This window comes from Streptomyces sp. ME19-01-6, assembly GCF_033793745.1.
Classification (GTDB): Bacteria; Actinomycetota; Actinomycetes; order Streptomycetales; family Streptomycetaceae; genus Streptomyces.
This window is the reverse complement of sequence record NZ_JARAXF010000011.1, coordinates 34,468-46,248: the sequence shown is the minus strand read 5'-3', so window position 1 is coordinate 46,248 and position 11,781 is coordinate 34,468. Positions and strand designations below refer to the sequence as shown.

Here is an 11,781-nt window from a genome sequence, read left to right as displayed (position 1 = left end):
TCCCGGAGGCGGTGGCGCCGCGACCATCACGCCAGCCCTAGTCCCGAGGTCACGCCAGCCCTACCTCCCCGGTATGGCCAGCCCTACCCAGCCCCGGAATCCGCCCGAACTGTCAGGCCGAGGCCCCGCTGTCGATGACCAGGTCCGTGCCGACCACCGCGCCGGCCGCGGGCGAGGCGAGGTAGAGCACGGCGGCCGCGATCTCCTCGGCCTCCGCGACCCGGCCCAGCGGGGTGTCCCGCTTCATCCGCTCGGCCCGCCCGGCCTCCGTCTCGCCGGGCCGCAGCGACATCGAGGTGGCGGCGGCCCCGGGGCTGACCGCGTTGATGCGGATGCCCTGGTGGATGTGGTCGAGGGCGGCGGCGCGGGTGAGCGCGGACACCGCCGCCTTGGAGGTGAGGTAGGCGGCGGCGCCCGGGATCCGGCGGTGTGCTCCCAGGTTGGAGGAGATGTTGACGATGGCGCCGCCGCCGTGGTCCTTCATGTGCGCGATCTCGTGCTTCATGGCCAGCCAGACACCGGTGACATTGGTCCGCTGCACCGCGTCCCAGTCCTCCTCACTCACCTCGCCTATGGGCCCCATGCCGCGCAGGATCCCGGCGTTGTTCACGGCGATGTCCAGCCCGCCGAACCGGGTGACGGTCTCCTGGACGAGCGCGTGGACCTGCCCGGAGTCGGTGACATCGGCCACGGCCGCGGCGGCCGTCCCACCGGCGGCCTCGATGAGCCCGACGGTCTCGTCCAGCGTGGCAGCGGTACGCCCCGCGGCCACGACGGACGCGCCCTCGGCGGCGAAGGCGAGCGCGATGGCGCGGCCGAGGCCGGAGCCCGCGCCGGTGACGAGCGCGGTCTTGCCGGGGAAGCGGTTCATGGACGGCTCCTTGAGAGAGGGGTGGTGAGGTGATGGGTGATGTGGCGTAGCGGTTCAGGAGGCAGGCGGTGGTTCAGGAAGCGGGCGGTGGCTCAGCGCGGTGAGGGTGGCGAGCGCCGCCAGGGCGGCCCCCGTCGCGGCCAGGGACGAGGCGTCGCCGCCGAGCGTGAGCAGGACGGCGAACAGGACGGTCGGGCCGAACTCCATCGCCGTGTTCATCACGCCCCCCGCGAGCCCGGCCTGCCCCCGCTCCACACCGTCGGTGGCGAGCACGGCGGCGCCCGCGAAGGAGGCCGCCGTACCGATCGGCAGCAGCACCAGCCCCGGCAGCAGCCCGTACGCGTACGGCGTTCTGGCGTCGAGCCCGCCGAGCGCGAGCAGGAGGAGCCCCGCGCCGCCCGTGCCGAGCCCGGCGGCGGTCACGGGCCGGGCTCCGTACCGCCCGATGAGCGGCCCCGCCGCTCGCCCCGAGACGAGCAGCGCGACGGCGAACGGCACGAAGGCGGCCGAGGTCCGCAGCGCCGACCAGTCGCGCTCCTGCTGGAGGTGGAGCGAGAGGGTCACAAAGGTCATCGCGGTCCCGCAGGCGGTCAACGCGATCGCCGACAGCGCCATCGCCCGTCGCCGGTCGAGCAGAAAGCGGGGCGGCAGCAGCGGGTCGCGGGCGCGGCGCTCGGCGCCCCGGAACGCGGCGAGCAGCACGGCCCCCGCGAGCAGCGGCACCAGCACGCGGGCCGACGACCAGGGGTGGGCGTCGGTGACCACGAGCCCGTAACTGGCCAGGGTGATGCCGCAGGTGGCGAGGGCGGCGCCCGGGAGGTCGAGCGCCCTGCCCCCGCTCGGCGCGGTGTCCGGCAGCAGCCGCGGCGCGAGGGCGAGGGCCGCGCCGGCCACCACGAGCGGTACGGCGAAGGTCCAGCGCCAGGACAACAGGGTCGAGATGACACCGGAGAGCAGATTGCCCGCGGTCGCGCCGAGCACCGAGAGACCGCCCCAGGTCGCCATCGCCCTGCCGTACGCGGCGGGAGAGGGGAAGACGGCGCGCAGCACGGCCATGGCCGCGGGCGCACTGAGCGCCGCCCCCGCGCCCTGCGCGAACCGCGCCGCGAGCAGGGCCTCGAAGCCGGGGGCGAGCGGGGCGGCGGCCGAGGCGGCGGCGAGGAGCGCGAGCCCCGCGGTGAGCGTCCGCCGCCCGCCGTACCGGTCGGCCAGGCGCCCGCCGAAGAGCAGCAGCCCGGCGAAGGTGAGCCCGTAGGCGGCGCTCAGCAGGATCAGGTCCGAGCGCTGGAGGCCGAATTCGCGCCCGATGCGGGGGAGCGGTACGGAGATCGCGGCGAGCGTGAAGATCAGCGTGGCCTGGACGCTGCCGAGCAGGGCGAAGGCGCCGCGGTGCCGGGTCTGCCGGACGGTGGCGGCGCCGGTGGCGTTCGCCTCGTCTGACGCGTCGCTGCGTATGACGGTCATGGCCCTCCGATTTCTTGACCGAACGGTTCGTTATGAGGGTAGGGGTGAGAGTGCCCGAGTGGCTCCGGCGTGCGGGGTGCGGCTCAGTCCAGCAGGGCCAGCGCCTGCTCGGCCGCGTCCCGCACCCTGGCCGGGTCCTGAGAGGCCTTGCCGACCACCCGCAGCCCCTGCATCAGGACGAGCAGCATGCGGGCCAGCGCGCGCGGATCGCGGTCCTCGGGCAGCTCGCCCTGGGCCTGGGCGCGGATCAGCGCGGCGTGCAGCGGGGTCTCGACATGCTCCCAGCTGATCTCGACCCGCCGGGCCACCGCGGGGTCGTGCGGGGCCAGTTCCGCCGCGCTGTTGGTGATGAAGCAGCCGTGGCGCCGGTCCTCGGGGGAGGCGGCCTCGGCGGCGAAGCCGCGCACCAGCGCCCGTACCGCGGGCAGTGCGGGGCCTGGCTGAGACAGCTCGCCCACCAGGCGTGGGTCGCGCGTCTCGGCGTACCGGTCCAGGGCCTTCAGGTACAGCTCGTGCTTGTTGCCGAAGGTCGCGTAGATGCTGGCGCGGCCGATGCCGAGGTGTTCGACGAGGTCTGCCATCGACGTGGCCTCGTAGCCGCGCCGCCAGAACAGCTCAAGCGCGGACTGGAGCGCCGCGTCGGGGTCGAATTCCTTGGTCCTGGCCATGGATCAGACCCTAGACTCAATAAGAACGATCAGTCAATAAAGGATGGGTCCAGTCAGCTGAGGCCCGGGGAAGGACCGGCCGGCGCAGGGGGCGCTCCTCACCGGCCGGTCCGTCTCCCGTGCAGCGGGCGGACCGGTGTCAGGCCCTGCCGGCCGCTGTCCGCAGGGCAAGCCGGTGCTCGCCCGCGTACACGTTCATGGAGGCGCCGCGCAGAAAGCCGACCAGCGTCAGCCCGGTCTCGGCGGCCAGGTCCACGGCCAGCGACGAGGGCGCCGAGACGGCCGCGAGGACCGGGATCCCCGCCATGACCGCCTTCTGCACGAGCTCGAACGAGGCCCGGCCGGAGACCAGCAGCACGGCCCCGGACAGCGGCAGCAGCCCCTGCTGCAACGCCCGCCCGACCAGCTTGTCCACCGCGTTGTGCCGGCCCACGTCCTCGCGCACGTCCAGCAGCTCGCCCTCGGGCGTGAACAGCGCGGCCGCGTGCAGCCCCCCGGTCCGGTCGAAGACCCGCTGCGCGGCGCGGAGCCGGTCGGGGAGGGAGGCGAGCGTCTCCGGCTCGATCCGCACCGGGGCGTTCTCGTCGTCGCCCACCGGCCAGCGCGCCGTGGTGCGCACCGCGTCCAGGCTGGCCTTGCCGCACAGCCCGCACGACGAGGTCGTGTAGACGTTGCGCTCCAGGGTGATGTCGGGGACGGGGACGCCGGGCGCGAGCTTCACGTCCACCACGTTGTACGTATTCGAGCCGTCCTCGATCGCGCCCGCGCAGTAGACGATGTTCGCCAGCTCGTCCGCCCGCCCCAGAACCCCCTCGCTCACCAGGAAACCGGCGGCGAGCGCGAAGTCGTCGCCCGGCGTGCGCATGGTGATCGCCAGCGGCTTTCCGTTCAGCCGGATCTCCAGGGGTTCCTCGGCGACCAGGGTGTCCGGGCGCGTGCTGACCGCCCCGTCCCGGATGCGGATGACGCGGCGGCGCTCGGTGACCCGTCCCATCAGACCTTCTTTCGAGGGGACCACCGGCTTTGGCCGGTGGGGGATCGAATTCTTGAAACGGAGCCGCGAAGCGGCGGAGTACGCTGCGTTGTCAGTGGTGACCGTTAGAGTGATCGCAACGCTTTGACCAGGGGAGACGTTGAGGGGGCGGGCTGCGTTGCTGCGTGCGTACAAGTTCCTGCTGCGGCCCACCGTACGGCAGGCGCAGGCCCTGACGGAGATGTTGCGGGACCACTGCTCGCTCTACAACGAGGCCTTGCAGGAGCGCCGCGATGCCTGGCGGCACGCGTCGAAGACCAGCATCAGGTACGGCGATCAGTCGGCGCAGCTGAGGGAGATCCGGGCGTTCGATGCGGAGCGTCAGGGCCGCTGGTCGTTCTCCAGCCAGCAGGCGACTCTTAGGCGGCTCGACAAGGCGTTCCAGGCGTTCTTCCGCCGGGTCAGGAGCGGTGGGAAGCCCGGATACCCCAGGTTCAAGGGCGTCGGCCACTTCGACACCGTTGTCTTCCCGAAGGACGGGGACGGCTGCCGCTGGGACTCCACCCCGCACGCCATGGCCGAGGAGCTGGCCGAAGCGCAGCGGTACCTGTCCACCTTCCCCAGGCGCATCCGTCGCCGGACCAAGAAGCACAAGACGGCGGCCCGGAAGGTCGCCAAGCTGCACGCCAGGATCCGGCGTCAGCGCCTGGACCACCACCACAAGCGGGCACTGGCGCTCGTGCGGGAGCACGACGTGATCGCCCACGAGAAGCTGAACACGGCGGGCATGACCAAAGCGCCCGCACCCAAGCCCGACCCTCATCGCGATGGAGCGTTCCTTGCGAACGGGGCCGCCGCGAAGGCTGGGCTGAACCGCAGCATCCTCGACGCGGGTTGGGGACAGTTCCTCCGAATCCTGGCAGACAAGGCTGAGAGTGCCGGTCGCCGCGTGATCCCGGTGGGCGCCCGCAACACCTCGATCACATGCACCGCATGCGGGCACGTCGACGAGAGGAACCGCATCACTCAAGCGAAGTTCGAATGCGTCTCCTGCGGGTTCATCGCGAACGCGGACCACATAGGCGCACTGAACGTTCTCAACAGGGCCGGGCTGGTCCTCTGCGACGCCGCTTAGCCGGCGACGCGGGAAGCCCGCGCGTTCACGCGTGGGTGGAGTCACATCGATCAGTCCTGTCAGCCCCTGCCCCGGTTCTGTACGTGCTGGTAGCCGAAGCGACCCTTGATGCAGAGATTGCCGTGGGTCACCGGGTTGTCGTGCGGCGAGGTGACCTTCACGATCTCATTGTCCTGCACATGGAGCGTGAGGTTGCAGCCGACGCCGCAGTAGGCGCACACGGTCGTGGTCTCGGTCTGCGCCGACTCGTCCCAGGTCCCGGCCGCCCGCATGTCGAATTCCGATCTGAAGCTGAGCGCGCCGGTCGGACACACCTCGATGCAGTTGCCGCAGTAGACACAGGCCGAGTCGGTCAGCGGCGCGTCGTGCTCGGTGGAGATACGGGCGTCGAAGCCGCGGCCCGCGACCGCGATGGCGAAGGTGTTCTGCCACTGCTCACCACACGCGTCCACGCACTTGTAGCACAGGATGCACTTGTCGTAGTCGCGGACATAGAGGTCGTTGTCGACCTTCGGCTGCTCGTCCACCCGGGCGGCGTCCGGCCCGAAGCGGCCCGGCTCGGCCCCGTACTCCTCGATCCACTCGGCGGCGCGCGGCGTCGTCGACAGATCCGTCGAGGAGGCCAGCAGCTCCAGGACCACCTTTCGGCCGTGCCGGGCCCGGTCGGTGTCCGTACGCACCTCCATGCCCGGCTCCACGCGGCGCGAGCAGGCCGGGGCGAGGGTCCGCGCGCCCTCGACCTCCACGACGCACACCCGGCAGGCGTTCTTGGGGGTGAGCGTGTCGCCCTGGCACAGCGTCGGGATCTCCTTGCCCGAGGCGCGGCACGCGTCCAGGAGCGTGGACCCCTCGGGGGCGCGCACCGGCTCCCCGTCGAGCGTGAAGTCGACCAGGCGGCGCGGCGGCTGCAGCGGGACGGCGGTCATACGGAGGCTCCGTTCTGGGGTTGTCCGAAGACACCGAGCCGGTCGATGGCGGATTCGACGGCGTTCCAGGCGGTCTGGCCCAGACCGCAGATCGAGGCGTCCCGCATCGCCTGCCCGACCTCGCGCAGCAGCGCGATGTCACCGGCCGCGGCCGCCCCCGTACGGTCCTTGATCCGGTGCAGCGCCTCCTCCTGCCGCACCGTGCCCACCCGGCAGGGCACGCACTGGCCGCAGGACTCGTCGCGGAAGAACTCCGCGATGCGCAGCAGCACGCGCGGCAGCTCCGCGCTCTCGTCGAGGACCAGCACCACCCCCGAGCCCAGCGTGGCGCCCGCGGCCCGGGTGCCCTCGAAGGTGAGCGGGACGTCCAGCTCGTCGGGGCGTACGAAGCCGCCCGCCGCGCCGCCGAGCAGCACCGCGCGCAGCGTGGGCGGCGGCCCGGCGAGGGCCAGCAGCTCGCGGAGCGTGGCGCCGAACGGCAGCTCGTAGACGCCGGGGCGGTCCACGGCGCCGGAGACGCAGAACAGCTTGGTGCCGGTGGAGGCTTCGGTGCCGATGCCCGCGTACGCCTCGGCGCCCTCGGTCAGGATCGGCAGGACGTTGACCAGCGTCTCGACGTTGTTGACCGCGGTCGGCTTGCCGAACAGGCCCTTCTCGACGGGGAACGGCGGCTTGCTGCGCGGCTCGCCGCGCCGCCCCTCGATCGAGTTGAAGATCGCGGTCTCCTCGCCGCAGATGTACGCCCCCGCGCCGCGCCGGATCTCGATGTCGAACGCGAAGCCCTGGCCCAGCACGTCCGGGCCGAGCAGGCCGCGGGCGCGGGCCCGGCCGATGGCGTGTTCCAGGCGGGCGAGGGCGCGCGGGTACTCGCCCCGCAGGTAGAGATAGCCGTGGTGGGCGCCGATCGCGTACCCGGCGATGGTCATGGCCTCGATGAGCGCGTACGGGTCGCCCTCCATCAGCACCCGGTCCTTGAACGTCCCCGGCTCGCTCTCGTCCGCGTTGCACACCAGGTAGTGCGGATGGTCGGGCTGCCGGGCGGTGGCGTCCCACTTCCGTCCGGTCGGGAACGCGGCCCCGCCCCGCCCCACCAGACCCGCGTCGCTCACCTCGCGGATCACCCCGGCGGGCCCGAGCGCGAAGGCCCGCCGGAGGGCGGCGTAGCCGCCGTGGGCGCGGTAGTCGTCCAGGCTCGCCGGATCCACGACCCCGACCCGCCGCAGCAGCCGCAGGCTGCCCCAGTCGGCCCCCGCCCCACCCCCGGCCTGCGGCACAGCGGCCATGGCGGGCGGCTCGGGCGGCGCCTCCGCCACCGCGCGGGCGGCCGCGGCGACGGCGGCAGGGGTGGCGGGGCCGACGACGGCGGTGGCGTACGCCGACTCACGGGCGTCGGCGGAGGCCGGGGCCGGGGCAGGGGAAGCGGCCCGGGGAGGGGGCGGCGCCCCGGGCGCGCCCGCGCGGATGGCGAGCGCCGCCGGGGCGCGCTCGCACAGGCCCAGGCACGGGCTCGGCTGCCAGACCACACCGCCCGCCCGGGCCGACCCCGCCGCCCCGAGGTCCCGCTCGAGCCCCGCGCACACCTCCGCGGAGCCGCGGGCCGCGCAGGCCAGGTCCGTACAGACGTGGACGACGGTGGCCGGGCGGGGGCGGACCGAGAACATCGCGTAGAAGGTCGCCACGCCATAGCCCTCGGCGGGCGGCACGGTCAGCCGACGACACAGATAGTCCAGCGCGCCCTCGCTGATCCAGCCCACGCGGTCATTGACCGCGTGCAGCCCCGGCAGCAGCAGCTCGCGCCGTTCGCGCGCGGCCCGCCCACCGCGCGCCCAGCGCAGATCGGCGTCTGTACGGTCGCCCGAGCCCTCCCAGGCGGACTCGGGCGGGCCGAGCAGCGCGTCGACGGCGGCCCGCTCCTCGTCCGTCGGCTTGCTGTCGCCGAAGTGCAGATCCACGCTCAGCTCCTCACGGCTGTGTGCTGTTCGGTGAGCTTCTCGATCCGGATGGCCGACGCCTTGAACTCGGCCGTCCCGGCGATCGGGCAATTCGCCTCGATGGTCAGCGAGTTGGTGTCGACCTCGTCGGGGAAGTGCATGGTCATGAACGCCAGCCCGGGCCGCAGCCCCGGATCTATCCACACCGGCGCCACCACCGCGCCGCGCCGCGACGCCACGCGTACCTCCTCCTCGGCCACCACCCCGTAGCGGTCCGCGTCCTCCGGGCACAGCTCGATGTACTCGCCGCGCCGCAGCGGGGAGGCGAAACCACCGCTCTGCACCCCGGTGTTGTACGAGTCGAGGCGCCGCCCCGTGGTCAGCCGGATGGGGTAGCGGTCGTCGGTCAGATCGACCGGCGGGTCGTGCTTGACCGGCCCGAACGGGGCGCGCGGGCCGCGCCGCGCCGGGTCCGCCTCCCACAGCCGCCCGTGCAGATAGCTGGGCTCCAGCCGCTCCGTGCTGGGGCAGGGCCACTGGATGCCGTGGTGTTCCTCGAGCCGCTCGTACGTCATCCCGAAGTGGTCGGGGGAGACGGAGCGCAGCTCGTTCCACACCTCCTCGGCGTCCGTGAACTTCCAGCCGTGGCCGAGCCGCCGGGCCAGCTCGCAGATGATGTCGATGTCCTCGCGGGCCTCGCCCGGCGGATCGACCGCCTTGCGCACCCGCTGTACCCGCCGCTCGCTGTTGGTGGTCGTGCCGTCCGTCTCGCACCAGGCGGCGGTGGCGGGCAGCACGACATCGGCCAGCTCGGCGGTCTTCGTCAGGAAGATGTCCTGGACCACCAGGTGGTCCAGGGCCTTCAGCCGCCGTACGGCCTGCTCGCTGTCGGCCTCGGACTGGGCCGGGTTCTCGCCGACGCAGTAGACCGCGCGCAGCCGGCCGTCCTCCATCGCCTCGAACATCTCGGTGAGGTTGAGCCCGTAGCGCGGCTGGATGACCACGTCCCACGCCGTCTCGAAGGTGTGCCGGCTCGCCGGGTCCAGGATGTCCTGGAAGCCGGGCAGCCGGTTGGGGATGGCGCCCATGTCGCCGCCGCCCTGTACGTTGTTCTGCCCGCGCAGCGGCTGCAGCCCGGAGCCGTGGCGGCCGATGTGGCCGGTCAGCAGGGAGAGGTTGATCAGCGCCCGCACGTTGTCCGTGCCGTTGTGGTGCTCGGTGATGCCCAGCGTCCAGCACAGCTGGGCGCGCTCTGCGGTGGCGTAGGCGTGCGCGAGGTCGCGGATCGCGGCGGCGGGGACGCCGGTGACCTTCTCGGCGGCGGTCAGCGTCCAGGGCTCGACCTCGGCCGCGTACTCCGTGAAGCCGCTGGTCGCGCGGTCGATGAAGGCGCGGTTGGCCAGCCCGGAGTGAATGATCTCGCGGCCGACGGCGTGCGCGAGCGGGATGTCGGTGCCGACGTTGAGCCCCAGCCAGCTCTCCGCCCACTCGGCGGTGGAGGTGCGGCGCGGATCGACGGCGTACATCCGGGCGCCGTTGTGGATGCCCTTGAGCACGTGCTGGAAGAAGATGGGGTGCGCGAAGCGGGCGTTGGAGCCCCACATCACGATCAGGTCGGTGTCCTCGACCTCGGCGTACGACGAGGTGCCGCCCCCGGAGCCGAAGACCGCCGACAGGCCCGCGACGCTGGGCGCGTGGCAGGTGCGGTTGCACGAGTCGACGTTGTTGGTGCCGATGACCACACGCGTGAACTTCTGGGCCACGTAGTTCATCTCGTTGGTGGCGCGGGCGCAGGAGAACATCCCGAACGCGTCGGGCCCGTACGTCCCGGTGGCGGCGGCGAACCCGGCGGCGGCCCGCTCCAGCGCCTCCTCCCAGGTGGCGCGGCGCAGTTCGCCGCTCGCGGGGTCCCGTACGAGCGGATGGGTGAGGCGGGGGTAGCGCTTGGGCTGTCGGTTGCGGTTACGGGCCACGACGGGCTCCTTATGACGGCTCGTTACATCGTCGGCAACGTCGGCATCGTCGACAGGATATTGAATACAGTATGCCCGTTGAAGTCGTTAGGGAAGTCCGCAGAGCAGGCCTGGTGCGACCCTTAAGCTGATCAAGCCAAGTGGCGTATATCTGGCTAACGCCTCCCAAGCTGAGGAGAGTTGATGCGCAGCGGTCTGGAACTGGCCGGGCGATACCGGCTGGAGGCCCCTCTCGGGCAGGGCGGCATGGGCGAGGACGGCGGGCCGCAGCCGACTCGCCCGGTACGACACGATGGTGACACCCCGACATTCGACCTCAGCGACCTGTTCGGTACGCCGTCCGGCGGCGGGCCGCAGCCGACTCGCCCCGCACAACACGATGGTGAAACACGGCCACTCGGCCCCCGGGCGGCGGGCCGCCAGACGCCGGCCATCCAGGACGGTGGCGGTACCGCGACCGGAGCGATAGTGCTGGCGTTGTTGTGCCTCCCAGGGCTTCTGGTCCTTGTCGACAAGGCCGCCGGATTCCTGGACGAGCCCGGTGCGCCGATGGGGGTGTTGTGGGCGAATCTGGTGGTGGGCGTGGTGGCGATGGTCATGCTCGTCACGGGCGCGTGGCTGCTGTCCCAGCGCGCTCCGGCCGGGCGCCGGATCATCGCGGCAACCGGCGCCGTGGTGGTCCTGCAGGGCGCGAGCGCGAGCGCACAAGCCCTTCTGACGGGCGCGAACCTGACGGAGGACTCGCCCATCGCAACGGTCGTCTACGTCATCGCCCCACTGACGGCCTTGGCGGGGGCTGGTGCCGTGGTCATGGCCGTACTCCCGGCCACCCGCGACTGGTGCCGTCGCCGAACCTAGCCTCGCGCGCGCACTCCGACAAGCGCGGCCCGCACCCGAGGGTGCTCCGTGTCGACGAGCAGGACCACGAGGTCCTCATCCGCGTCCGACTCAGTCAGGCCGGATGCTTCCTCGCGGCGATCCGCTGCCGGGAAGCCTCGTACAGCACGGCGGTCGCGGCGTTCGCGGCGTTCAGCGAACTCGCCGAGCCGGCCATCGGAATGCTGACCGTGTGGTCGCACAGGCCCCGCCAGGCGCTGCTCAGCCCGGACGTCTCGTTGCCTATCAGCAGCAACACCGGCTGGGTGAAGTCGAAGTCGAAGATATCACAATCCCCCTTCTCGTCGGTGCCGACCAGGACGATCGACTGCCCTTCGGCCCGCTTCGCCTCGATCCAGGCCATCACCTCGCCGGGCGAGGGCACGCGTACCGCAGGCACGGCGAACAGAGAACCGGTACTCGCCCGCACCGACTTGGGGTCGTACACGTCGGCCGCGTGTCCCGACACGATGAGCCCGTGCGCCCCGAAGGCGTCCGCTGACCGGATGATGCTGCCGATATTCCCAGGACTGGTCGGCCGGTCGAACAGGACACCCAGGAAGTCGTCGCCGGCGCTGAACCGGCCGAGGTCGTCGGCCGGCATCTCGATGACGGCGACGAGCTCCGGTGCGCTTTCGTTCTTCTCCCCCAGGTCCGCCAGCATGTCCGGCGCCATAGCGATCCGCTCGGCATCGACGGTCCGCAGCAGGTCCTCCGCCCACTGCGACAACGTCCGCTTGCCGTCGTATATCAGCGCCTTGACGGGCCAGCCGTACAGGACTGCCATCGAAATGGGACGAACACCCTGCACCAGGAACTCCCGCGCTCGCGTTCGCTTGTTGCGGTTGTTCAGCAGCGACTCCCACTGCTGAAAGCGAGCGTTGCGTGAGGTGATTCGCTGGACCGGTGGCACGTGTTCTCCAAGGTGAGCCAGTATTGAGGGTGTGTTCACGCCAGCCTAAGA

Annotated in this window: 10 protein-coding genes; 2 read left to right on the top strand and 8 right to left on the bottom strand. The window is 72.0% G+C overall.

What is annotated here, in order from left to right; genetic code table 11:
- Window positions 1–112: 112 nt before the first annotated feature.
- From PV419_RS24450 to fdhD, 4 genes are all read right to left on the bottom strand, one after another.
- Window positions 113–871 (bottom strand): SDR family NAD(P)-dependent oxidoreductase, encoded by a 759-nt coding sequence (locus tag PV419_RS24450; RefSeq protein WP_319692232.1) that lies wholly within the window; start codon window positions 869–871, stop codon window positions 113–115.
- A gap of 54 nt (window positions 872–925) precedes the next feature.
- A complete protein-coding gene (locus tag PV419_RS24445; RefSeq protein ID WP_319692231.1) occupies window positions 926–2,335 on the bottom strand; it encodes an MFS transporter in 1,410 nt (469 codons plus the stop codon).
- Window positions 2,336–2,418: 83 nt separating this feature from the next.
- A complete protein-coding gene (locus PV419_RS24440) occupies window positions 2,419–3,003 on the bottom strand; it encodes a TetR/AcrR family transcriptional regulator (RefSeq protein WP_319692230.1) in 585 nt (194 codons plus the stop codon).
- A gap of 139 nt (window positions 3,004–3,142) precedes the next feature.
- Complete coding sequence (gene fdhD, locus PV419_RS24435) at window positions 3,143–3,997, bottom strand: formate dehydrogenase accessory sulfurtransferase FdhD (protein ID WP_319692229.1); 855 nt, start codon at window positions 3,995–3,997, stop codon at window positions 3,143–3,145.
- 157 nt (window positions 3,998–4,154) lie between these two features.
- Here fdhD and PV419_RS24430 point away from each other — a divergent pair, with 157 nt between their 5' ends.
- A complete protein-coding gene (locus tag PV419_RS24430; RefSeq protein WP_319692228.1) occupies window positions 4,155–5,111 on the top strand; it encodes a transposase in 957 nt (318 codons plus the stop codon).
- 59 nt (window positions 5,112–5,170) lie between these two features.
- On the opposite strand, the gene PV419_RS24425 is transcribed toward PV419_RS24430, so the two are convergent.
- The 3 genes from PV419_RS24425 to PV419_RS24415 are packed head-to-tail and all read right to left on the bottom strand — an operon-like array spanning window position 5,171 to window position 9,941.
- Window positions 5,171–6,037, bottom strand: coding sequence for a 2Fe-2S iron-sulfur cluster-binding protein (locus tag PV419_RS24425; protein ID WP_319692227.1), 867 nt, complete (start codon window positions 6,035–6,037; stop codon window positions 5,171–5,173).
- The gene (locus PV419_RS24420; RefSeq protein ID WP_319692226.1) at window positions 6,034–7,989 is read right to left on the bottom strand and encodes an NAD(P)H-dependent oxidoreductase subunit E; all 1,956 of its coding nucleotides are present in this window, start codon (window positions 7,987–7,989) and stop codon (window positions 6,034–6,036) included. Before PV419_RS24420 ends, PV419_RS24425 begins: the two co-directional genes overlap by 4 nt.
- A 2-nt stretch (window positions 7,990–7,991) precedes the next feature.
- Window positions 7,992–9,941: a molybdopterin oxidoreductase family protein gene (locus PV419_RS24415; protein ID WP_319692225.1), complete on the bottom strand. Its 1,950-nt coding sequence runs from the start codon at window positions 9,939–9,941 to the stop codon at window positions 7,992–7,994.
- A 183-nt stretch (window positions 9,942–10,124) separates the two neighbouring features.
- Here PV419_RS24415 and PV419_RS24410 point away from each other — a divergent pair, with 183 nt between their 5' ends.
- Window positions 10,125–10,799, top strand: coding sequence for a hypothetical protein (locus tag PV419_RS24410; RefSeq protein WP_319692224.1), 675 nt, complete (start codon window positions 10,125–10,127; stop codon window positions 10,797–10,799).
- 94 nt (window positions 10,800–10,893) lie between these two features.
- Here PV419_RS24410 and PV419_RS24405 read toward each other — a convergent pair whose 3' ends face one another.
- Complete coding sequence (locus PV419_RS24405) at window positions 10,894–11,730, bottom strand: RNA methyltransferase (protein ID WP_319692223.1); 837 nt, start codon at window positions 11,728–11,730, stop codon at window positions 10,894–10,896.
- Window positions 11,731–11,781 lie beyond the last annotated feature (51 nt).